The organism is Streptomyces sp. NPDC047022 (assembly GCF_040644155.1).
Lineage (GTDB): Bacteria > Actinomycetota > Actinomycetes > Streptomycetales > Streptomycetaceae > Streptomyces.
In genome coordinates this window covers 35,982-57,670 of sequence record NZ_JBEYVV010000020.1, presented here as the reverse complement: position 1 = coordinate 57,670, position 21,689 = coordinate 35,982, and the positions used below count along the sequence as shown (strand labels likewise).

Below are 21,689 nucleotides of genomic sequence, written 5' to 3'. Positions count from 1 at the left end.
CGTCGGGCGAAAGGGTGCCTGCTTCGGCTGCAAGAGGATTGAGGGGTCGCATGTCGTCCTGGTTCACCGATCTGGCCCAGCAGTACATCGGTGGTGAGTGGCGCACCGGCACCGGCTCCTGGGACATCATCGACCTCAACCCGTACAACGGCGAGAAGCTGGCGTCGATCACGATAGCCACGGCAGGCGAGGTGGACGAGGCGTACCGGGCGGCCCGGGCGGCCCAGAAGGAGTGGGCCGCGGTCAATCCCTACGCCCGGCGTGAGGTCTTCGAGAACGCCCTCGAGGTGATCGAGGAGCGGGAGGCCGGGATCACCGAGGCGATCATCGACGAACTGGGCGGCACGCGCCTGAGAGCCGCATTCGAGCTGCACCTCGCCAAGGAGTACCTGCGCGAGTCGGTCCAGCTGGCGCTGCGCCCCGAGGGGAAGATCCTGCCGTCACCGGTCGACGGCAAGGAAAACCGCCTCTACCGCCTGCCCGTCGGCGTCGTCGGTGTGATCAGCCCGTTCAACTTCCCGTTCCTGCTGGCGGTCAAGTCCGTCGCCCCGGCGCTCGCGCTCGGCAACGGCGTCGTCCTCAAGCCGCACCAGAACGCTCCGGTCGTCGGCGGCTCCCTGATCGCCAAGATCTTCGAAGACGCGGGGCTCCCGGGTGGTCTGCTGAACATCGTCATCACGGACATAGCGGAGATAGGCGACGCCTTCATCGAACACCCCGTTCCGGCCGTCATCTCCTTCACCGGTACCGACAAGACCGGCCGGCATGTCGCCACCGTCTGCGCAGCGCACTTCAAGCGCTGCATCCTCGAACTGGGCGGCAACAGCGCGGTCGTGGTCCTGGACGACGCGGACGTCGACTACGCCGTGGACGCCGCGGTCTTCAGCCGCTACATGGACCAGGGGCAGGTCTGCATGGCCGCCAACCGCGTCCTGGTGGACCGGTCGCTGGAGGCGGAGTTCACCGCGAAGTTCACCGCCAAGGTGAAGGCCCTCACGGTCGGCGATCCACGCGACCCGGGGACCGTCATCGGCCCGCTGATCAACTCCTCCCAGGCGGAGGTGGTTTCGGGCATCGTGGAGCAGGCCGTCGCCGACGGCGCGACGGCGCTGGTGCACGGCACGACCACCGGCAACCTCGTCGGGCCCTCCGTCCTGACGGGCCTGCCCGCCGACTCGGCCCTGCTCCGGCAGGAGATCTTCGGCCCGGTCGCCTTCCTCGTCCCTTTCGACGGGGAGGAGGAGGCCGTACGCCTCGTCAACGACACCCCGTACGGCCTCAGCGGCGCCGTGCACACCGGCGACATCGAGCGCGGTGTCGGCTTCGCCCGGCAGATCGACAGCGGCATGTTCCATGTGAACGACGGGACTGTCTGCGACGAGCCGCTCGTCCCCTTCGGCGGCGAGAAGCTCTCGGGGGTCGGCCGGCTGGGCGGTGAGACGACACTGGAATCCTTCACCACGGTGAAGTGGATCTCGATCCAGCGCGGCCGCAGCGACTTCCCGTTCTGACGGCTCTGCCGCCCTCACCGCTCTCCCCGTTCTTCCGTCCCGTCCTTTCCGTGTTCGGGCGCTCTGCCTTTCCGCGCTCCGGTCCTCTGCTTTCCGCGCTCCGCCGGGGCAATGAGGACAGCAGCTGTCCTCATTGCCCCGTAGCGTCGTTGTCGTCGGGCAGGGGACGGACCTGTCTGAGACGACGAAAGGCGGACGGTCATGGTCACTCATGTGCGAGCCGAGGCCAGGGGCGACGAGCGCGGAGCGCTGCTCTCCTTCCTGGAGGAGCAGCGCGGCGGCGTACGGCGGGCCCTGCTCGGCCTGACGGAGGAGCAGGCGGGCTCCCGTCCGAGCGCCAGTGAGCTGTCCCTGTCCGGGCTGCTCAAGCATGTCGCCGAGGTCGAGCAGAACTGGCTCGCCCGGGCCAAGGGCGAGCCGCCCGCGATCGAGCGGAACGAGGCGAACTGGCACGAGTGCTTCCAGCTCATGGGCGACGAGACCGTCGAGTCGCAGCTGGCCTACTGGCAGAAGGTGGCCGACGAGACGGAGGCGTTCATCCGCTCGGTGCCGAGCCTCGACGACACCTTCGCCCTGCCGAACGACCCGTGGTTCCCGCCGGACGAGCGGGTCTCGATGCGCTGGGTGATGCTCCATCTGATCCGCGAGACCGCCCGGCACGCGGGCCACGCGGACATCATCCGGGAGTCTCTGGACGGCAAGACGGCCTTCGAGCTGGTGGCCGTGGAGCGGGGCACGCCCCTGGGATGACCGGGAACGGATGCCGCGACGGTCACCCTCGCCGGGAGCGGGGGCGGCCGTCGCGGTGGTCGTTGTGATCAGTGGAGTTCATCGGCGGTCCACGGTGATCATCGCCGGTCCACGGTGGTCAGTGGTGTTCAGTGATGGAAGCTCGTGGCCGCCTGCTTGTCATGGGTCAGCGGACGCGGCTGGCGATGCAGCAGCGGCAGCGTACGGCCGAGGTCCTCCAGGAACATCTCGGCGAGGTCCGCCGAGAAGCCGTTGCGGCACACGACCCGCAGCACGCACAGGTCCTCGCGGTTGGCCGGGAACGTGTACGCGGGCACCAGCCAGCCGAACTCGCGCAGCCGCCGGGAGACATCGAAGACGTCGAAGTTCTTCACGTGTTCCGCGGTGGTGAAGGCGAAGACCGGCAGCTCGTCGCCGCGGGTGAGCAGGCGGAAGTCGCCCAGCGCCGCCACTCGCCGGGCGAGCCCCTGCGCCACGTTCCGTGTGGTCTGCTGGACCGACCGGTAGCCGTCCTGGCCGAGCCGCAGGAACGTGTAGTACTGCGCGACGACCTGGGCCCCGGGCCGGGAGAAGTTGAGCGCGAAGGTCGGCATGTCGCCGCCCAGGTAGTTGACCCGGAAGACGAGTTCGTCGGGGAGCGCCTCCTTGTCGCGCCACAGCGCCCAGCCCACACCGGGGTAGACCAGCCCGTACTTGTGCCCTGACGTGTTGATCGAAGCGACCCGGGGCAGCCTGAAGTCCCACACCAGGTCCTCGTCGAGGAACGGCGCGATCATTCCCCCTGACGCGCCGTCCACGTGCACGGGGATGTCCAGACCCGTGCGCTCCTGAAGGGCGTCCAGGGCGGCGCACAGGTCGGCGATCGGCTCGTACGACCCGTCGAAGGTGGACCCGAGGATGCCGACCACCCCGATGGTGTTCTCGTCGCAGAGTTCGGCAGCCGCCTGCGGGTCGAGGTGGAACCGTTCGCCCTCCATGGGTACCTGGCGTGCCTCGACCTCCCAGAAGTTGCAGAACTTGTCCCAGCAGACCTGCACGTTCACGCCCATGACCAGGTTCGGACGGACGTCCCTGGACGGGTAGCGGTCCGCGTTGCGCTGGGCCCAGCGGCGTTTCATCGCCATCCCGGCGAGCATGCACGCCTCGCTCGAACCGGTCGTCGAACAGCCCACGGCGGACTCCGGGTCCGGCGCGTTCCACAGGTTGGCGAGCATGGCCACGCAGCGGCGCTCGAGCTCCGCGGTGCGCGGGTACTCGTCCTTGTCGATCATGTTCTTGTCGCTGCACTCCGACATCAGCCGGCCGGCCTGCTCCTCCATCCACGTGGTGACGAACGTGGCGAGATTGAGACGTGAGTTGCCGTCGAGCATCAGCTCGTCGTGGACCAGCTGATAGGCGACCGACGGCGGCAGCGGTCCCGAGGGCAGCCGGTGCTTGGGCGGCGCCTCGGTCATCTCGACGACCGGATTCGCCTCCCCGAAGAAGGGGTTCATCGACATGGGGCGCTCATCGGGCTTCCCCGGGCCGTTGTGGAGCGGCATGGTGTCTCGTCTCCTCGCGTCGGTGGTGGGCGCGTCCACGGCTACATCGCGTCCGAGGGCGCTGCTGCTTCATCGGGTGCGCGTGCGCGGGCTGCTGGTTCACCGCACCGAGGTTCCGTCCTCCCGCAGCTGCATCTGGGGACGGCCCGTGACAAGGAGCCAGGCCGGCAGGGAGGCGATGCAGAGCAGGGCCAGGACGTCGGGCGAGGGAGCGAGCAGCGCCGCCGTGAACAGGCTGAGCCAGCCGGCCCGTGTCACCGCGAGGAGTACGCCCAGCACCCCGGCGGCGACTCCGAGCGCCGGATGCACGGCGGGGACGGCGGCATGCGCGCACAGCCCGAGCGCGGCGCCGATGAACACGGCCGGGAAGATCCGGCCGCCGCGGAACCCGCAGGACGCCGCGACCACCAGGGCCGCGAGCTTCACCACGGCCATGTCCGCGAACTGCCCGGCCGACCAGCCGTCCGGGTTCCGCGCCAGCTCCGCCACCTCGTCGAGCCCCTTGAACAGCGTCAGACGGCCGCCGATCGCCCCCAGGATCCCCAGGACGAGTCCACCGACCGGAAGGGCCACCATCGGGTGCCGCAGACGTCCGAAGGCGCCGTGGACGTACGGGAGGGCGTAGACGGCCATCATCGCGAGCAGGGCGCCGGCGGAGGCGACCGCCATCGCGCACAGCAGGTCCTGCCAGTGGGGGTGCCCGAAGGCGGGCAGATCCAGGTCGAAGGTGCGCCGCGCCAGCAGAGAGGTGGTCAGCGCGCCCATGGCGGCGGCGATCAGCGGTCCGAACACGTTGTCCCACAGCATCCCCCTCACCGGCTTCCCGGCCAGCGCCTCGGAGAGCAGCAGCGCCGCCGCCACGGGCGTCCCGAACAGCGCGCCGATGGTCGCCGACTCCGCGAGCGACGCCCATGCGTCCCCCGGGAGCCGGGGCGCCAGCCTGCGGCCCAGCCAGAACGCGAGCGCCACGTTCGACACGAGGACCGGGTTCTCGGGGCCGAGGCTCGGGCCGCCCGCCAGCATCAGCATTCCCGCCACCAGCAGACCCGGGACGACGCCGGGCGGCAGGGGGTTCGTCGAGGACAGCCCCACGGTCGCCGGGTCGGGGCCTGCGTGGCCCGGGGCCTTCCAGACGACCAGACCGACCAGGACCCCCGTGACGGTGAGCACGACGAGCATCCACAGCACCGAGTAGGGGCCGATGCCCAGAGCGTCGGGCAGACTCCCCCACAGCACGTGCTGGAGCAGGGTGGCGAGCTCGCTCACGCCCAGGTAGAGCAGACTGGATCCGGCGCCGACGACGAGCGCGGGAAGCACCAACGGCAGCAGATCTCGCGCGGGGGTCGCCGGGGATGCGGGTGCCTGCTGCATGGTGTCCTGGGCCACTGGCTCACCATAAGGGGACACAACCGGCGTAACGCCCCTGGCGCGCGGACATCGGGGCGTCCCTCGGCACCCGGAGGAAAACGCGCTTGCACCTCACGTGGCGTGAGGGCCCACCGTGGAGTGCGTACCGAGACAAGGAGCGGAAGTGAGTTACTCCGTGGGGCAGGTCGCCGGCTTCGCCGGGATCACGGTGCGCGCGCTGCACCACTACGACGAGATCGGCCTGCTCGCCCCGGGCGAGCGCAGCCACGCGGGCCACCGGCGTTACAACGACGCCGACCTCGACAGGCTGCAGCAGATCCTGTTCTACCGGGAGCTCGGCTTTCCGCTCGAAGAGGTGGCCGTCCTGCTCGACGACCCGGACGCGGACCCGCGCGCGCATCTGCGCCGCCAGCACGACCTGCTGACCGCCCGGATCGAGAAGCTGCAGAAGATGGCGGCGGCCGTGGAGCACGCCATGGAGGCACGCAAGATGGGCATCAACCTCACGCCCGAGGAGAGGTTCGAGGTGTTCGGGGACAACGATCCCGCACAGTACGCGGAGGAGGTGGAGCAGCGCTGGGGCGGCACCGATGAATACGCGGAGTCGCGGCGCCGGACCGCCCGCTACACCAAGGACGACTGGAAGCGGGTGCAGGTCGAGGCCGATGCCTGGGGTGAGCGCTACACCGCCCTGGTGGCCGCCGGTGAGCCGCCGACGGGCGAGCCGGCCATGGACCTGGCCGAGGAACACCGGCAGCACATCTGCCGATGGTTCTACGAGTGCTCGTACGAACTCCACCAGTGCCTCGGCGGCATGTACGTGTCCGACGAGCGCTTCAAGGCGTACTACGACTCCATGCGGCCGGGCCTCGCCGAGCACCTCCAGGAGGCGATCCTGGCGAACGCGGTACGGCACGCGGCCTGAGGGTGCCGGAAGGGGCGGCGGTAAGGGGCGGCCACCCATGGTGGGTGCCCCTTACTCATGCGGGTCCATGACTCACAGGTTTGCCCTGGTTCGCCCACAGTGCATACCGGGGACACTGGTGGAACCTGGCGAAGACACCGTGCGTTGATAGCTTTGTCCGGCCATCGTCTGCCGGCAGCCCTCAGGACGCCGCACTTCCCTCACCCATCAGGAGCCCGGAACCGTGACGACGCTTGCCCTCGGACCGAGCTGGCTGGATCCGAACCACCTCCTGGACACCTTCGGCATCTGGGGCCTGCTCCTGGTGGTGTTCGCCGAGTCGGGCCTCCTGATCGGCTTCTTCCTGCCGGGCGACTCGCTGCTGTTCACCTGCGGCCTGCTGATCACGTCCCATCAGATGCACTTCCCGCTCTGGGGCGCCATAGCCCTGATCTGCCTCGCCGCGATCCTGGGCGACCAGGCGGGATACATGTTCGGCAAGAAGGTCGGCCCCTCGCTGTTCAACCGCCCGGACTCCCGCCTGTTCAAGCAGGAGAACGTCGTCAAGGCCCACGAGTTCTTCGAGAAGTACGGTCCGAAGTCCCTGGTCCTGGCCCGTTTCGTGCCCATCGTGCGCACGTTCACGCCGATCATCGCCGGTGTCAGCGGCATGAAGTACCGCTCGTTCGTCGTCTTCAACGTGATCGGCGGCGTCCTGTGGGGTGCCGGCGTCACCCTGCTCGGTTCCTGGCTGGGCAATATCGCCTTCGTCAAGAACAACATCGAGGGCATTCTCATCCTGGTCATCCTCGTCTCGGTGATCCCGGTCGTCATCGAGTTGCTGCGGGCGCGCTCCAAGGCCCGGAACAACCCGCCGCAGACCCCGACGGATCCCTCCTTCCCGCAGCAGCCGGTCATGGACGACGCGACGACCCGGCTGCGCACCGTGGCGCCGTCCCCCCAGGACCAGAGCGCGTACCAGTCGTACGGCGACCAGGGCGACGCCTACGCGAACGGCGCTCAGCAGCCCTACGGCGCGGATCAGTACCAGGGCCACGGTCAGTACCAGGGCCACGGTCAGTATCAGGACCACAGCCAGTACCAGGGCCACGGTCAGTATCAGGACCACGGTCAGTACCAGGACCACGGCCAGTACCAGGGCCAGGCCGCTCAGCCGTACGCCCAGCAGCGGCCTCAGGTCCACCCGCAGCAGCCGTACGGCTCGGGGCAGGACCAGTACCAGGGCCAGGGTCAGGGCCACTACGAGGACCCCCGGCAGGGCGAGCAGTACCCGTACGACCAGGGCTACCGCGCCCCGTAGGACCAGGGCGACCGGAGCATCGCCGGACCCGCGAGTCCGGAGCGTCGCCCGGCGATCACAACGCGCGGGTCAGAACCCCCGGGTCCGCTTGGCCGCCCGCCGGACCCCGGCGGAGCTCACCCGCACGAACAGCCGGGAGATCTCGGACCCCAGGTTCACACCGATCGCGATGGCCATGGCGAGGGAGGCCGCCTTGGCCAGCGACACCAGGCCCTTGTCCACGTGGTTCTGCGCGATCGACAGCAGTCCGAAGTACGTCGCGGAACCGGGCAGCAGTGGCCCGATCGCGGCCGTCGTGTACGGCAGCGCGGATGCGAACCGGTAGCGCGCCAGCAACTGCCCGAACAGGCCCACCAGCCCCGCCGCGACGGCCGTCGAGGCGACCGGCGAGAGGTGGCCCGGGTACACCATCGCGCCGTACACGCTCCAGGCGACGCCCCCGTTGAGGGTCACCCAGAGCACCGTGGAGCGCTCCTGCTGGAGCAGCACGGCGAAGGTCAGGGACAGCAGCATCGACGCGATGATCTGCACGACCGGCCGCGAGGTGATGTTCAGGGCCGCGTCGGGGTTGAGCGGCGCGTTCAGCTTCACTCCGAAGTACAGGATCACCAGCACGCCGATGACGATGCCGACGAAGAAGTACATGACCTCCAGCAGGCGTGCCGCCGCGGTGATGTAGAAGCCGGTCAGCCCGTCCTGCACGCCCGCCACCAGGGCCCGACCGGGCAGCAGCGCGAACAGTCCACCGGTGACCACCGCGGACGCGTTCACGTTCACATGGGCGACCGTCAGCGCGACGCCGATCGCGGCCGGGGGCATAGCGGCCACGGTGAACTGGTAGAACTCCGGCAGACCGCGCCCCGCGCACAGCCAGGCCAGCCGGTCGCCGAGCATCGCGCCGAGCGCCGCCGCGACGAACACGACCAGATCACCGCCGACGAGCACGGAGGCCGCGCCTGCGAGCAGTCCGCTCGCCCCGGTCAGCGCCCAGCCGGGGTAGGGGTGGCGATTGCGGCGGATCTCGGCGAGCCGCCGGTACGCCTCTTCCAGAGAGACCGTCGTCTCCGGGTCGCTGAGGTCGGCCAGGAGTCCGAACACGGCCGACAGGCGCGTGTAGTCGGTGCCGCGGCGTCGCACGGTCCGCGAGGAGGTCACCGGGTCGTCGACCAGGGACGGCTGGTAGGAGACCGACAGCAGCGTGAAGGTGACCGTCGGCTCGCAGCGGTCCAGCCCGTAGGACCTGCACACCGCGAACATCGCCGCCTCCACGTCCTCGGCGCCCTCACCGCCCGCGAGGAGCAGTTCGCCGATGCGGAGGGTCAGGTCGAGCACGCGCGGCACGGCGGGGCCGCTCTCGCCGGTCTTCTGCGCCGGCTCGGGCGCGGGCCGCTCGGCCACCGGCATGCGCAGCATGGTGCGCATCCGGTCCTGCCAGGGCGCCTCCTTGGTCAGCCGGACCGCGGGGATCCCGGAGGGCGGAGTGAACGCCGCAGGGGCCTGCCCGGCGCTGTAGGTGCTCGGCGGGCTGAACGCCGAGCCCTCCGGCTCCGTCACGAGCGCGTGCGGCGCCTCCAGGCCCTTCGGGAGGGCGAACTCGGAGGGCGTCTCCGCCTCGCCGACCACCGCAGGCGGCAGGGCCAGCCCCTCGGGCACGGCGAACTCTGATGTCGTGGAGGCTTCCGCGCCTGCCGAGGGCGGCGGGGGCAAGAGCGTGGGGACGGTGAGCTCGGATGTCAGGGCGGAGTCGCTCTCGTCCCGCCCCTCGGGCGTGAACGTGCTGCGCGCCTCGTCCGACCGCGGCTTGCGGTCCTCCGCGTCCGGCTCCGCCACCTGCTCCCGCCTCGCCTTGGCTGCGTCTGCGTGTGTTTCTCTCGCATACCTCCCGTACGCCTCAGTATGCGCACCGGTACGCGAACGGGCCGCGTCACCCCGTCGGGGTCACGCGGCCCGCAGGACGTGAGGGGTCAGTGACCGCCCTGCTCCTTGAAGCGCTTGTAGGAGCGCTCGATCTCGACCTCGGCCTCCGTGCGGCCCACCCAGTTGGCGCCCTCGACGGACTTGCCGGGCTCCAGGTCCTTGTAGACCTCGAAGAAGTGCTGGATCTCCAGGCGGTCGAACTCCGACACGTGGTGAATGTCGCGCAGGTGCTCCACACGCGGGTCGGTGGCCGGCACGCACAGCAGCTTGTCGTCGCCGCCGGCCTCGTCCGTCATACGGAACATGCCGATGGCCCGGCACTTGATGAGGCAGCCCGGGAAAGTCGGCTCGTCCAGGATGACCAGCGCGTCCAGCGGGTCGCCGTCCTCGCCGAGGGTGTTCTCGACGAAGCCGTAGTCGGTCGGGTAGGCGGTCGAGGTGAAGAGACGACGGTCCAGGCGGATCCGACCGGTCTCGTGGTCCACCTCGTACTTGTTCCGCGAACCCTTCGGGATCTCGATCGTGACGTCGAACTCCACCGGTGGCTCCTCCATGATCAGCACATAGTTCTGGTGATTAAGTGTCCCTCACGCAGCTGTGTGATCGCGAAAGGGGCTGGTGGTCGTGCGGGAGCTGAGGGCCTGGCGGGCCGCGGGGCCGCGTCTCGCACGGGTTGTGCGAGCCGTGAGGCCGCGCCTGGCGCATCTGGCCCAGGCCGTGAAACCTGGTGCGCGGCAGGACACCGAGGGCGCCGCTCCGCGCGTGACGCGGTTCGGTGCGGTGGTGAAACCGCACGTCACGCGGGTCGCGCGCGCCGTGCGCCCGCGCTCCGGGGGGCTTACGACCCCACAGCTCGCGGCCGTCGCGACCGCCGCGGGCCTGGCGCTCGCGGCCGGGGCCGTGACCGCCGCCGGTCCCTGGGACTCCGCGGGTCAGCGTACGGCCGAGCGGGAGCGAGCCGCAGCGTGGGGTGGCCGGGGTGGCGCAGATCACGCACGCGGTTCCGGCACGGTGGCCCAGGCGCCCGCCGCCGCGCCGAGCGCGGCCCCCGTGCTCGCCGTGCTCGGCGGCGGTGCCGTGAACACCACCAAGTCCGCGCCGGTCGGACCCGATCTGGGGTCCGTCCTGGGCAAGTTCCTGGACGACGACTCCCTCGGCTCCCGGCGCTCCGCCGCCGTCGTGGACGTGGCGACGGGGCGGCGGCTGTACGGCAAGGACGTGAGCGACGCGCTGACGCCCGCCTCCACGACTAAGATCGCCACGGCCGTCGCCGTGCTCTCCGCGGCCGGCGCGGACCACCGTTTCACCACGCGCACGGTGCTGGAGCCGGGGAGCGGCGCACTGGTGCTCGTCGGCGGCGGCGACCCGACCCTGACCGCCCGCGCGAAGGCCGACGGCTGGGCGAGCCTGCGCACCCTCGCGGACGAGACCGCGGCGGCCCTGAAGAAGCGCCACACGGCCTCGGTGACCCTCTCCTACGACGCCTCTCTCTTCACCGGGCCGGCCCTGCACCCGATCGGGGCGAACGACAACCTCGCGCCGGTCACCGCGCTGACGGCCGACGAGGGCCGCCAGGACGGCTCCACCAGCGGACCGGCCCAGCGCAGCACGGACCCGGCCGGGGACGCCGCCCGGACGTTCGGCGGTCTGCTGCGGGAGCGCGGCATCCGGACCACGGCCACCACGGTCTCCGCGGCCAGGGCGACCCCGCGTGCCGAGGCCCTGGCCTCGGTCCAGTCGCCCCCGCTGTCCACCGTGGTCGAGCGGATGCTGACCAACAGCGACAACGACATCGCCGAGACCCTCGCCCGCCAGACCGCCCTCGCCACCGGCGGGCAGCCGGACTTCGACGGGGGCGCGGCGGCGATCCACGCCCAGTTGCAGAGGCTCGGACTCCCGCTCGCCGGGGCGCAGTTCCACGACGGCAGCGGTCTGAACCGGCAGGACAGACTCACCGCGGACCTGCTGACGCGGCTGCTGGCGACCGCGGGATCCCCGGCGCACCCCGAACTCCGGCCCGTCCTGACCGGGCTGCCGGTGGCGGGCTTCACGGGCACGCTCAGCGACCGCTACGCGGACGCCGCCGACTACTCGGGGGTCGGGCTGGTCCGGGCCAAGACGGGCACCCTGACCGGCGTCAACACGCTCGCCGGGACCGTGGTGGACGCCGACGGCCGTCTGCTGGCGTTCGCGTTCCTGACGGACGGCTCGATGGACCAGTCGGCGGCGAGAGCGGCCCTCGACCGCACGGCGGCGGCACTCGCGGGGTGCGGGTGCCGTTGACGGCTCGGCGCGACGACCCGCACGGCGCCGAGCACCCGGCACCACTGGCATCGCGGGCCGCGCGCCCGGGGTCCATGACGGTGCCGCAACCCTCACCGTGTCCGCACATCAGCACGTACGGTTGACACATGACGAGCATCGGTGGTGCCGAGATGGTCGACTGGAATCTGGCGGTGGCGACCGCGACCCGGCTTGTGCGGCCGGGCCCCGAGGTGAGTCGTGACGAGGCCCGGGCCGTCGTCGCGGAGCTGCGCCGGCATGCGAAGGCCTCGGAGGAGCACGTCCGGGGCTTTACCCGTATGGGACAGGAGGGCGCCCACGACACCCCCGTCCTCGTCGTGGACCGCCCCGGATGGGTCCGGGCGAACGTCGCCGGTTTCCGGGAGATCCTCAAACCGCTCCTCGACAAGATGCAGGAACGGCGCGGGAACACCCCGGGCGGAGCCGTCCTCGGCGCCGTCGGCGGCAAGGTCACCGGGGTGGAGCTGGGCATGCTCCTGTCGTTCCTGTCCTCCCGGGTCCTCGGCCAGTACGAGACCTTCGCCCCGGCCGCCCGGGATCTGCCCGCCGGAGAGAACGGCGGCGGCCGACTCCTGCTGGTCGCGCCCAACATCGTGCACGTGGAGCGCGAACTCGACGTGCGCCCCCACGACTTCCGGCTCTGGGTCTGCCTGCACGAGGAGACCCACCGCACCCAGTTCACCGCGGTGCCCTGGCTGCGCGATCACCTGGAGGGCGAGATCCAGTCTTTCCTGGGGGAGACGGAGATCGACCCCATGACGGTCCTGGAGCGCGTCCGGGAGGCCGCCCAGTCGCTTGCGGGCGGGCGCCCGGAGGGAGAAGAGGGTGACGACGGGCGTTCCCTCGTGGAGCTCGTGCAGACACCCGCGCAGCGGGAGATCCTCGGACGCCTGACGGCGGTGATGTCCCTGCTGGAGGGCCACGCCGACTTCGTGATGGACGGCGTCGGACCGGACGTCGTCCCGTCTGTCGCCGAGATCCGTGAGAAGTTCCAGCAGCGCCGGGCCAAGGGCGCGTCCCGGCTCGACCTAGCGCTGCGCAGACTCCTCGGGCTGGACGCCAAGCTCAGGCAGTACCGCGACGGCGAGCGGTTCGTGCGGGCGGTCGTCGAACAGGTCGGCATGGACGGTTTCAACCGCGTATGGACGTCGCCGAACACACTTCCGACCAAGACGGAGATCGCCAAACCGGCGGACTGGATCGCGCGGGTGCACCGCAAGGCCGACTCATGAGATCCATGCGTGGGAGCCACACGTGGACCTGGGGATCCATGCATGGAATTCATGCGAAAGATCCAAGCGAGAGATCCACGCGAGCGTAGTCAAACGAATCCGGCCGTCGGCAGGTGAACGCCTCGCCAATCACTCGTCCGAGGGACCGTGGGCCATGCGTAGGCGTGCAATGCTCGGGGAACGGCCCGTTTCTGTCACCATCGTCACACTCTGAGTGACCGACTTCGGGCTCACCCCCCGATAACTTCAGAAGGGAACCGGACATGGGTCCCCATCCTGCGGTCGCGGCGATACGCCTGGCGGTCCGCCGCGTCCTCCACGACATCCTCATCGAACACACCGCACAGCACACCGCAGAACAGCACAGCGGAGAGCACCCCGGCCGTCAGGCCCCGCACGAGCGTCCGCCCGCGCCACCCGCGCCGCTCGTGCTCGTGGCGTGCTCGGGCGGCGCCGACTCCATGGCGCTGGCCTCCGCCCTGGCCTTCGAGGCCCCCAGGATCGGTATCCGGGCCGGAGGCATCACCGTGGACCACGGGCTGCAGCCCGGCTCCGATCTGCGCGCGGAAGAAGTCGTCCTGCGCCTGCGTGAACTCGGCATGTCCCCGGCCGAGTCCGTCGCCGTGACCGTCGGCCGGGACGGCGGCCCCGAAGCAGCCGCCCGCGACGCCCGCTACGCCGCCCTGGACGCCGCCGCCGCCCGCCACGGCGCCGCCGCGATCCTCCTGGGGCACACCCGCGACGACCAAGCTGAAACCGTCCTGCTCGGTCTCGCCCGCGGATCCGGCATCCGCTCGCTGTCCGGCATGGCCGCGGTCTCGGGGGCCGACGGCCGCTACCGCCGCCCCTTCCTGCACATCGACCGCCAGACCGCGCGCAAGGCCTGCATGGCCCAGTCCCTGCCCGTCTGGGACGACCCCCACAACACGGACCCCTCCTACACCCGCTCCCGCCTCCGCCACGAGGGCCTGCCTGCCCTGGAGAAGGCCCTCGGCAAAGGTGTGGTGGAAGCCCTCGCCCGCACCGCGCAGCTCTCCCGTGACGACGCCGACGCCCTCGACGCCTGGGCCAGCCAGGCGGAGTCCGCCGTAAGGGACGCCACCGGCCTCCTGGAGTGCGCCAAGCTCTACGCGCTGCCCCCCGCCGTGCGCCGCCGCATCCTGCGCCGCGCCGCCATCGAGGCCGGCGCTCCGGCCGGCTCCCTCTTCGCCCGCCACATCGAGGAAGTCGACCGTCTGATCACCGGCTGGCGCGGCCAGGGAGCCATCAACCTCCCCGGCAGGGTGGTCGCTCAGCGGCAGGGTGGCAGACTGGTGATTCGGCAAGGCTGAAAACGCGCCCCCGAAGGGGGCGCCCGGCCGCCCCTTCGGGGCATGACCGGTCGGCCACGCGAACGGGCCCCGAGGGGGTGCGCCGCGGCCGGAACGGAGAGCACGCTCAGGCCGTACGGGCCGCAGACGGAACGCTGCGGACGCCGTGCGGACGTCCGGGCACGGCCGACCGCCTGCGAAGGCGGCGGCACCCCGGCGGTGAGTGTGCGACAAGTGCGGGACGACCGAAAGTGATGCGGGTGGACGCGAAAGACATGGGTGCCGACCTCCAGCAGGTGCTCATCACCAAAGAAGAGATCGACGCGAAGCTGGCCGAGCTGGCCGCGAAGATCGACGCTGAGTACGCGGGCAAGGACCTGCTGATCGTCGGCGTGCTCAAGGGCGCGGTCATGGTCATGGCCGACCTCGCCCGGGCGCTGTCCACCCCCCTCACCATGGACTGGATGGCCGTGTCCTCCTACGGCGCGGGCACCCAGTCCTCCGGCGTCGTGCGGATCCTCAAGGACCTCGACACCGACATCAAGGGCCGGCACGTCCTGATCGTCGAGGACATCATCGACTCCGGCCTGACCCTGTCGTGGCTGATCTCCAACCTCGGCTCCCGCGAGCCCGCCTCCCTGAAGGTGTGCACGCTGCTGCGCAAGCCCGACGCCGCCAAGGTCGCCATCGACGTCGAGTGGGTCGGCTTCGACATCCCGAACGAGTTCGTCGTGGGCTACGGCCTCGACTATGCCGAGAAGTACCGCAACCTTCCGTTCGTCGGTACGCTCGCGCCTCACGTCTACGGCGGCTGAATCCACGGGGGTACGGTCGCCCCGGGCGGCGGCCGTACCTGCCGGGCACGGTCCGTTTGAAACGAGCGGGAACCCTTCGGGGCCTCTCGCCGTTGGAGCATGCGTGGACGGTATGCCGGGAGTCCCCTGCGGCTTCGGGTGACAATCCTGGGGTACCGTCAGAAGAACTGTCTTTATCAAACTCACTATGGCAGGAGGGACGGGGCGACACCGCTCCGTATGGATGGACGTGAAGCGATACTTCCGTGGGCCGGTCATGTGGATCGTGCTGGCCGTCCTTGCCGTGGTCGTGTTGATGCAGGTCGTCGGCTCTTCCGGCGGCTACAAGACGGTGGACACCGGCCAGGTCGTGGCGGCGATCAATGAGAACAAGGCGCAGTCGGCCAAACTGACCACCGGCGACGAGCAGATCATCAAGGTCTCGCTCAAGAACGGCGTGAAGGTCGATGGCAGCTCCAAGATCCAGGCGAGCTACATCGGCCACCAGGGCGTGACCATCGCCCAGACCCTGCAGGACAAGTTCCAGAGCAAGCAGATCCCGGACGGCTACACGGTCTCGCCGTCCAAGCAGAACCCCTTTGTCTCGATCCTGCTCTCGCTGCTGCCCTTCGTCCTGATCGTGGTCGTGTTCCTGTTCCTGATGAATCAGATGCAGGGCGGCGGCTCCCGGGTCATGAACTTCGGGAAGTCCAAGGCCAAGCTCATCACCAAGGACACCCCGAAGACGACGTTCTCGGATGTCGCGGGCGCGGACGAGGCGGTCGAGGAGCTCCAGGAGATCAAGGAGTTCCTCCAGGAACCGGCCAAGTTCCAGGCCGTCGGCGCCAAGATCCCCAAGGGCGTGCTCCTGTACGGGCCTCCCGGTACGGGTAAGACCCTCCTCGCACGTGCGGTGGCCGGCGAGGCCGGTGTGCCCTTCTACTCGATCTCCGGTTCCGACTTCGTCGAGATGTTCGTCGGTGTCGGTGCCTCCCGGGTCCGCGACCTGTTCGAGCAGGCCAAGGCGAACGCCCCGGCGATCGTCTTCGTCGACGAGATCGACGCGGTCGGCCGTCACCGCGGCGCCGGCCTCGGCGGCGGTCACGACGAGCGCGAGCAGACGCTGAACCAGCTCCTGGTCGAGATGGACGGCTTCGACGTGAAGGGCGGCGTGATCCTCATCGCCGCCACGAACCGCCCGGACATCCTCGACCCGGCCCTTCTGCGCCCCGGCCGCTTCGACCGCCAGATCGCGGTCGACCGCCCGGACATGCAGGGCCGTCTGGAGATCCTCAAGGTCCACCAGAAGGGCAAGCCGGTCGCCCCGGACGTCGACCTCTCGGCCGTCGCCCGCCGCACCCCCGGCTTCACCGGCGCCGACCTGTCGAACGTGCTGAACGAGGCGGCGCTGCTCACGGCCCGCAGCGACCGCAAGCTCATCGACAACCTCATGCTCGACGAGGCGATCGACCGTGTGGTCGCGGGCCCGCAGAAGCGGACCCGGATCATGTCGGACAAGGAGAAGAAGATCACCGCGTACCACGAGGGCGGCCACGCCCTGGTCGCGGCGGCCTCGCCGAACTCCGACCCGGTCCACAAGATCACGATCCTGTCCCGTGGCCGGGCCCTCGGTTACACGATGGTGCTCCCGGACGAGGACAAGTACTCCACGACCCGCAACGAGATGCTGGACCAGCTGGCCTACATGCTGGGCGGCCGTGCGGCCGAGGAGCTCGTCTTCCACGACCCCACCACGGGTGCCGCGAACGACATCGAGAAGGCCACGTCGACGGCCCGCGCGATGGTCACGCAGTACGGCATGACCGAGCGCCTGGGAGCGATCAAGTTCGGCGGCGACAACACCGAGCCGTTCCTCGGACGTGAGATGGCTCACCAGCGTGACTACTCGGAAGAGGTCGCGGCGCTCGTCGACGAAGAGGTCAAGAAGCTCATCGAGAACGCGCACAACGAAGCCTGGGAGATCCTGGTCGAGAACCGCGACGTCCTCGACAACCTGGTTCTTGCCCTCCTGGAGAAGGAGACCCTGGGCAAGGAGGAGATCGCCGAGATCTTCGCCCCCATCGTCAAGCGCCCGCCGCGGCCCGCCTGGACGGGTTCCTCGCGCCGCACGCCGTCCACCCGCCCGCCGGTGCTCTCCCCGAAGGAGCTCGCACTGACGAACGGGGCGAACGGCGCGACGCCGGCCATCGCCAACGCCACCGAGTCCCTCCCCACGGAGAAGGCTCCGGAGGACCACCGGGAGAGCTGACCAACGCTCCTCCCAGGGCCTTCGCGGGCCCGGAATTTCAGCCGCGCCCCCCAGGGTTCTAGCCTGGGGGGCGCGGCCTTTGCATGGGACCGCACCCGACGCGCGTATTCCGTGCGCGTCGCACGAGCAGGAACGAGGCACCAGATGACCGACCCGGTGACGCTGGACGGCGAGGGCACGATCAGCGAGTTCGACGAGAAGCGCGCGGAGAACGCCGTACGCGAGCTGCTCATCGCGGTCGGAGAGGACCCGGACCGCGAGGGGCTGCGCGAGACGCCGGGCCGGGTCGCTCGTGCCTACCGCGAGATATTCGCGGGGCTTTGGCAGAAGCCGGAGGACGTCCTCACGACGACGTTCGACCTCGGCCACGACGAGATGGTGCTGGTGAAGGACATCGAGGTGTTCTCCACCTGCGAGCACCACCTGGTGCCGTTCCGGGGCGTCGCGCATGTCGGCTACATCCCGTCAACCAGCGGGAAGATCACGGGACTGTCCAAGCTGGCCCGGCTCGTGGACGTCTATGCGCGCCGGCCGCAGGTCCAGGAACGGTTGACCACGCAGATAGCCGACTCGCTGATGGAGATACTCGAGCCGCGCGGGGTGATCGTCGTGGTCGAGTGCGAGCACATGTGCATGTCGATGCGGGGGATCCGGAAGCCCGGGGCGAAGACGATCACGTCGGCGGTGCGGGGGCAGTTGCGGGACGCGGCCACCCGGAACGAGGCGATGAGCCTCATCATGGCGCGATAGCGCTCCGCGCGGGCTGGCTGTGTGAGGGGACTTGTCGTACGTCGTAGTCCGCGGGGTGCGCCGTGGCATTTCGCGCAGTTCCCCGCGCCCCTATAGGACACACCGGCACACCCCGAGCGTCGGGCTGTGCCCGCCACGCGACTCCGCCACGGAGGCGCCGATGCCCCCCGACAACCCGCAGCCCACAACGGCCCGGAGCGCATCGATCAGGGGCGCGGGGAACTGTGCGAGAACCACAGCGGACCCACAGACGACAACGCACCGGAATCGGGTTGATGGGGGCGCGGGGAACTGCGCGAATTGCCACAGCGGACCCGCAGTCGACAACGGACGGGAGCCCGGTCGATGGGGGCGCGGGGAACTGCGCGAATTGCCACAGCGCACCCGCAGACGACAACCCGCCGGACCAGACACGACGACCCCGCCAGTACACGGCTCCATCGCCCGGGCACCGCACACACCGAAGCGCACCGCAGGTGACCCCGCCGACTAGGACGCCCGCGCGGCGGTGTCGTTGTCCTCGTCCTCCGGAAGCTTGCAGACGCGCTCCAGGAAGAACGCCGCCGCTATGACGGCGATCCCGCCCACGACCGAGAAGCCGGCGTAGATGGCCTGGTCACGGACGGCGGGGATGTCCAGGGACTGAAGCAGGAAGACGCCCGTGCCTCCGTACATCCCGGAGACCAGGGACGCCACCAGGGCGCTGGCCTGGCCGAAGACGACCGCACGGGCCGCCATCAGCGGGTCGACCCCCTTGGCTCCGGGGCGCCGCTCCCGCTGGGCCCTGAGCCGGGAGCGGAGCGAGAGCGCCGTGGCCAGCAGGACCACGGCGATCAGGGCGAGGACGATGGGCGCGGCCAAGGGGACCCGGGGCAGGCTGCCCACAGAACTCCACAGCCGGGCGCCCGCCCAGGACAGCACTCCCGCCACCACGAACACCGCTGCCAGAGTCCTGATGCGCAGCTCTTTCACGATGCCCCTTCGTCAGCCCACAGCCCTGCCTGTTAGACCTTAACGACTACTCGGGCAGCCGGAGTTCCAGGTCGCCGCGCGGCGTCACGCCGTCCCGGGTGACGGCGGTGAGCAGGTCGGCCACCGGGCCATGGCCGGGGAGCCGGGCCTCGCGGTCCAGGTCGTACCACGGGGCGAGGACGAAGGCCCGCTCATGGGCCCGCGGGTGGGGCAGCGTCAGGACGGGATCGTCTGAGACGACCTCCGCGTAGGCAACGATGTCCACATCAAGGGTGCGTGCCCCCCAGCGCTCGCCGCGCACCCGGTCGAACGCCTCCTCGACGGCGTGCGCGCGTTCCAGGAGGGACGAAGGGGGCAGGGTCGTCTTCACGACGATCACCGCGTTGAAGTAGGCGGGCTGGCTGCCCGGCTCCACGCCCCACGGCTCGGTCTCGTACACGGGCGAGACCCCCTTGACCCGCATGCCCGGGGTGTCCTCGAAGGCGTCGATGGCGCCCTGGAGCGTCTCCAGGCGGTTGCCCAGGTTCGATCCCAGCGAGATCACGGCCAGCTTGGGGTTCTGCAGGGTCGTGTCGGCGGCGTCCACGCGCTCCACCACGGACGAGGGCACCGGCTGGACGGTCGGGTCGCTCTGACCCGCGGTGAAGAATGCGGTCATACTCGGCTCCGGGTGATGGTGACGGTCACGTCGTCGAAGGGGACCGTGATCGGTGCGTCCGGTTTGTGCACGCAGACCTCGACCTCCAGGACCGGGGCGTGCTTGAGGCAGGAGAAGGCGATGCGCTCGGCGAGCGTCTCGATCAGATCGACGGGTTCGCCCTCGATCAGCGCGACCACCTCCTCCGCGACGATGCCGTAGTGCACGGTCTTCGACAGGTCGTCGTCGGCCGCGGCCGGCCGGGCGTCCAGGCTCAGGACGAGGTCCACGATGAAGGTCTGGCCTTCCTCGCGCTCCTTGGGGAACACGCCGTGGTGCCCGCGGGCCTTGAGGCCGCGCAGCGCGACACGATCCACGCGAATCACTCCTGCAATCGTCGGTAGCGGCAGGTTCTCACCGGGTGAGGTCGGTACACCGGCCTCGAACGAATCTACCTGCGAGCACTGACACCGCCCATGCGCGGGGGCGTGCGCCCCCGCGACGCTCATGCGGGTTCGTCGAGCGTTTCCCCTGGGGAACAGGGCGGGTTGCGGGGTGGCAGCCGCTCCGTACCCAGGAGTAGGTGATTCCGACCACTTACCGGCCGCCTACCCAATCCGGCGCGGCTGACCCCGCCCTCATCCGGGGGATTCGTCCTCTTCCTCCTCGCCGGCCTCCGTCAGCACGGGGGAGGCGTGGTGCGACCAGAGCTTCCAGCCGTCGGGAGTGCGGCGGAACACATTCGTGGCGACCACCAGCTGGCCGACGAGCGGCCCCAGCTCGGCGCCCTCCTCGGGGGCGGGGCCGCCGCTGAGGATGTTCTCGGTGCAGGTCACCAGGGCGGTGTCGCCGGTCACGGAGACATGGACGTCGGTCAGGAAGAACTGGATGTAATCGGTGTTCGCCATGATCAGCGCGTACGACCTGAGGACCTCGCCGCGGCCGGTCAGCACGGGCCAGCCCGGGTGGATGCAGGAGACCACGCCGGTGGCCGCCGGGTCGTGGTACTCCTCGTCGACGCCCAGGTCGGCGGGCGCGAGCCAGAGCGAGGACACTTCGTCGAAGTCGCCCCGTTCCATCGCCTCGTAGAAGGCGATGTTGGCCTGCTCGACCTGTTCGACGTCGGTGTGGGCGGTGCTCACCGGGCTCCTTCGATGGCGCGCGCGACGCGTACGGCGTCCGCCGTCGCCCGTACCTCGTGCACGCGTACGGCCCAGGCGCCGGCCTGCGCGGCGAGCGCGGAGACGGCGGCCGTGGCGGCGTCCCGCTCGCGTGCGGGCGGCGGTGCGCCGTCGGGACCGGCCAGGACCCGGCCGAGGAACCGTTTGCGGGAGGCGGCCACCAGCAGGGGGTGCCCCAGAGAGCGCAGACGGTCGAGCCGGGCGAGCAGGGCGAGGTCGTGCCCGGCCTCCTTGGAGAAGCCGAGGCCGGGGTCGAGGACGATCCGGTCGGCCGCGATGCCGCCCGCCAGGACGGCCTCCACGCGCGCGTGCAGCTCATCGACTACTTCGGTGACGACGTCCTCGTACACGCCCTTGACGTTGCCTCCCTCCAGGAAGCCGCGCCAGTGCATGACCACGAACGGGGCCCCGGAGGCCGCCACGGCCGGGATCATGCCGGGGTCGGCGAGGCCGCCGCTGACGTCGTTGACGAGAACGGCGCCGGCGGCGAGAGCCTGCTCGGCGACACGGGCACGCATGGTGTCCACGGACACCGTGACGCCTTCGGAGGCGAGGCCGCGGACGACGGGGACGACGCGCCTGAGCTCCTCGGCCTCGTCCACGCGGGTGGCACCGGGGCGCGTGGACTCACCGCCGACGTCGACCAGGTCGGCGCCCTCGGCGACCAGGTCGAGGCCGTGCTTCACGGCCGCGGTGGTGTCGAACCAGCGACCGCCGTCGGAGAAGGAGTCGGGGGTGACATTGACCACCCCCATGACCGCACAGCGGTCCCATGTCGGAAGCCCTGTCACGTGGCCCCGCCCGGTCTTCGTGCTCATACGTTCAGCGTAGGCCCCCGGTGGCCCCCCGTTCGGCCGCGTGGGGGGCACCCGGCGCCCCCCAGGCGGGACGACGGCCCGGTGCGGCCGGGGGCCGGAGCGGCGGCGTG

General features: G+C 70.3%; 19 protein-coding genes. 10 read left to right on the top strand and 9 right to left on the bottom strand.

What is annotated here, in order from left to right; genetic code table 11:
* Positions 1-50: 50 nt before the first annotated feature.
* Together ABZ845_RS20985 and ABZ845_RS20980 are read left to right on the top strand one after the other, a co-directional pair.
* Positions 51-1,511 carry an aldehyde dehydrogenase family protein gene (locus tag ABZ845_RS20985; RefSeq protein WP_360981810.1) on the top strand — a complete coding sequence of 487 codons (1,461 nt, stop codon included), beginning with the start codon at positions 51-53 and terminating at the stop codon, positions 1,509-1,511.
* A gap of 201 nt (positions 1,512-1,712) precedes the next feature.
* Positions 1,713-2,261, top strand: coding sequence for a DinB family protein (locus ABZ845_RS20980; RefSeq protein WP_360981808.1), 549 nt, complete (start codon positions 1,713-1,715; stop codon positions 2,259-2,261).
* Positions 2,262-2,389: 128 nt separating this feature from the next.
* Here ABZ845_RS20980 and ABZ845_RS20975 read toward each other — a convergent pair whose 3' ends face one another.
* Both ABZ845_RS20975 and ABZ845_RS20970 read right to left on the bottom strand, forming a co-directional pair.
* The gene (locus ABZ845_RS20975; RefSeq protein WP_360981806.1) at positions 2,390-3,802 is read right to left on the bottom strand and encodes a glutamate decarboxylase; all 1,413 of its coding nucleotides are present in this window, start codon (positions 3,800-3,802) and stop codon (positions 2,390-2,392) included.
* A 99-nt stretch (positions 3,803-3,901) separates the two neighbouring features.
* Positions 3,902-5,188 carry an ion channel protein gene (locus ABZ845_RS20970; RefSeq protein ID WP_360981804.1) on the bottom strand — a complete coding sequence of 429 codons (1,287 nt, stop codon included), beginning with the start codon at positions 5,186-5,188 and terminating at the stop codon, positions 3,902-3,904.
* Between the two features lie 145 nt (positions 5,189-5,333).
* On the opposite strand from ABZ845_RS20970, the gene ABZ845_RS20965 reads away from it, so the two are divergent.
* Together ABZ845_RS20965 and ABZ845_RS20960 are read left to right on the top strand one after the other, a co-directional pair.
* Positions 5,334-6,095: a MerR family transcriptional regulator gene (locus tag ABZ845_RS20965; protein WP_360981802.1), complete on the top strand. Its 762-nt coding sequence runs from the start codon at positions 5,334-5,336 to the stop codon at positions 6,093-6,095.
* Between the two features lie 223 nt (positions 6,096-6,318).
* Entirely contained in the window at positions 6,319-7,395 is a 1,077-nt protein-coding gene (locus ABZ845_RS20960) for a VTT domain-containing protein (RefSeq protein ID WP_360981800.1), read from the top strand.
* Positions 7,396-7,464: 69 nt separating this feature from the next.
* Here ABZ845_RS20960 and ABZ845_RS20955 read toward each other — a convergent pair whose 3' ends face one another.
* Complete coding sequence (locus ABZ845_RS20955; RefSeq protein ID WP_360981798.1) at positions 7,465-9,225, bottom strand: threonine/serine exporter family protein; 1,761 nt, start codon at positions 9,223-9,225, stop codon at positions 7,465-7,467.
* Between the two features lie 134 nt (positions 9,226-9,359).
* The gene (locus tag ABZ845_RS20950) at positions 9,360-9,851 is read right to left on the bottom strand and encodes an inorganic diphosphatase (protein WP_360981796.1); all 492 of its coding nucleotides are present in this window, start codon (positions 9,849-9,851) and stop codon (positions 9,360-9,362) included.
* Positions 9,852-9,930: 79 nt separating this feature from the next.
* Between ABZ845_RS20950 and dacB the strand changes: the two genes are divergently transcribed.
* The 6 genes from dacB to folE all read left to right on the top strand — a co-directional run bounded on the left by dacB (position 9,931) and on the right by folE (position 17,971).
* Complete coding sequence (gene dacB, locus ABZ845_RS20945) at positions 9,931-11,595, top strand: D-alanyl-D-alanine carboxypeptidase/D-alanyl-D-alanine-endopeptidase (protein WP_360981794.1); 1,665 nt, start codon at positions 9,931-9,933, stop codon at positions 11,593-11,595.
* A 128-nt stretch (positions 11,596-11,723) separates the two neighbouring features.
* Positions 11,724-12,848 (top strand): zinc-dependent metalloprotease, encoded by a 1,125-nt coding sequence (locus ABZ845_RS20940; protein ID WP_360981792.1) that lies wholly within the window; start codon positions 11,724-11,726, stop codon positions 12,846-12,848.
* A gap of 263 nt (positions 12,849-13,111) precedes the next feature.
* Positions 13,112-14,179: a tRNA lysidine(34) synthetase TilS gene (gene tilS / locus ABZ845_RS20935; RefSeq protein ID WP_360981790.1), complete on the top strand. Its 1,068-nt coding sequence runs from the start codon at positions 13,112-13,114 to the stop codon at positions 14,177-14,179.
* Positions 14,180-14,412: 233 nt separating this feature from the next.
* Complete coding sequence (gene hpt / locus ABZ845_RS20930) at positions 14,413-14,973, top strand: hypoxanthine phosphoribosyltransferase (protein ID WP_311694809.1); 561 nt, start codon at positions 14,413-14,415, stop codon at positions 14,971-14,973.
* Positions 14,974-15,196: 223 nt separating this feature from the next.
* Positions 15,197-17,221 carry an ATP-dependent zinc metalloprotease FtsH gene (ftsH, locus tag ABZ845_RS20925; protein WP_360981787.1) on the top strand — a complete coding sequence of 675 codons (2,025 nt, stop codon included), beginning with the start codon at positions 15,197-15,199 and terminating at the stop codon, positions 17,219-17,221.
* 144 nt (positions 17,222-17,365) lie between these two features.
* Positions 17,366-17,971, top strand: coding sequence for a GTP cyclohydrolase I FolE (gene folE, locus ABZ845_RS20920; protein ID WP_360981785.1), 606 nt, complete (start codon positions 17,366-17,368; stop codon positions 17,969-17,971).
* Between the two features lie 489 nt (positions 17,972-18,460).
* Here the strand turns inward: folE and ABZ845_RS20915 are convergent, their stop codons facing one another.
* From ABZ845_RS20915 to folP, 5 genes are all read right to left on the bottom strand, one after another.
* Positions 18,461-18,943, bottom strand: a complete 483-nt coding sequence (locus ABZ845_RS20915) for a DUF3180 domain-containing protein (protein ID WP_360981783.1) — start codon at positions 18,941-18,943, stop codon at positions 18,461-18,463.
* A gap of 46 nt (positions 18,944-18,989) precedes the next feature.
* Entirely contained in the window at positions 18,990-19,601 is a 612-nt protein-coding gene (gene folK / locus ABZ845_RS20910) for a 2-amino-4-hydroxy-6-hydroxymethyldihydropteridine diphosphokinase (RefSeq protein ID WP_360981781.1), read from the bottom strand.
* Positions 19,598-19,957 (bottom strand): dihydroneopterin aldolase, encoded by a 360-nt coding sequence (gene folB, locus ABZ845_RS20905; protein ID WP_360981779.1) that lies wholly within the window; start codon positions 19,955-19,957, stop codon positions 19,598-19,600. The genes folK and folB overlap by 4 nt, the downstream gene beginning before the upstream one ends.
* Before the next feature lie 261 nt (positions 19,958-20,218).
* Positions 20,219-20,722: a nuclear transport factor 2 family protein gene (locus ABZ845_RS20900; RefSeq protein ID WP_360981777.1), complete on the bottom strand. Its 504-nt coding sequence runs from the start codon at positions 20,720-20,722 to the stop codon at positions 20,219-20,221.
* Complete coding sequence (gene folP, locus ABZ845_RS20895; protein WP_360981775.1) at positions 20,719-21,579, bottom strand: dihydropteroate synthase; 861 nt, start codon at positions 21,577-21,579, stop codon at positions 20,719-20,721. The genes ABZ845_RS20900 and folP overlap by 4 nt, the downstream gene beginning before the upstream one ends.
* Between the last annotated feature and the right edge of the window lie 110 nt (positions 21,580-21,689).

Coding starts and splice junctions, on each gene's coding strand:
- ftsH (WP_360981787.1), top strand. CDS start 15,197: ATGGACGTGAAGCGATACTTCCGTGGGCCGGTCATGTGGATCGTGCTG.
- folP (WP_360981775.1), bottom strand. CDS start 21,579: ATGAGCACGAAGACCGGGCGGGGCCACGTGACAGGGCTTCCGACATGG.
- ABZ845_RS20985 (WP_360981810.1), top strand. CDS start 51: ATGTCGTCCTGGTTCACCGATCTGGCCCAGCAGTACATCGGTGGTGAG.
- folK (WP_360981781.1), bottom strand. CDS start 19,601: ATGACCGCATTCTTCACCGCGGGTCAGAGCGACCCGACCGTCCAGCCG.
- ABZ845_RS20940 (WP_360981792.1), top strand. CDS start 11,724: ATGACGAGCATCGGTGGTGCCGAGATGGTCGACTGGAATCTGGCGGTG.
- hpt (WP_311694809.1), top strand. CDS start 14,413: ATGCGGGTGGACGCGAAAGACATGGGTGCCGACCTCCAGCAGGTGCTC.
- folE (WP_360981785.1), top strand. CDS start 17,366: ATGACCGACCCGGTGACGCTGGACGGCGAGGGCACGATCAGCGAGTTC.
- ABZ845_RS20980 (WP_360981808.1), top strand. CDS start 1,713: ATGGTCACTCATGTGCGAGCCGAGGCCAGGGGCGACGAGCGCGGAGCG.
- ABZ845_RS20975 (WP_360981806.1), bottom strand. CDS start 3,802: ATGCCGCTCCACAACGGCCCGGGGAAGCCCGATGAGCGCCCCATGTCG.
- tilS (WP_360981790.1), top strand. CDS start 13,112: ATGGGTCCCCATCCTGCGGTCGCGGCGATACGCCTGGCGGTCCGCCGC.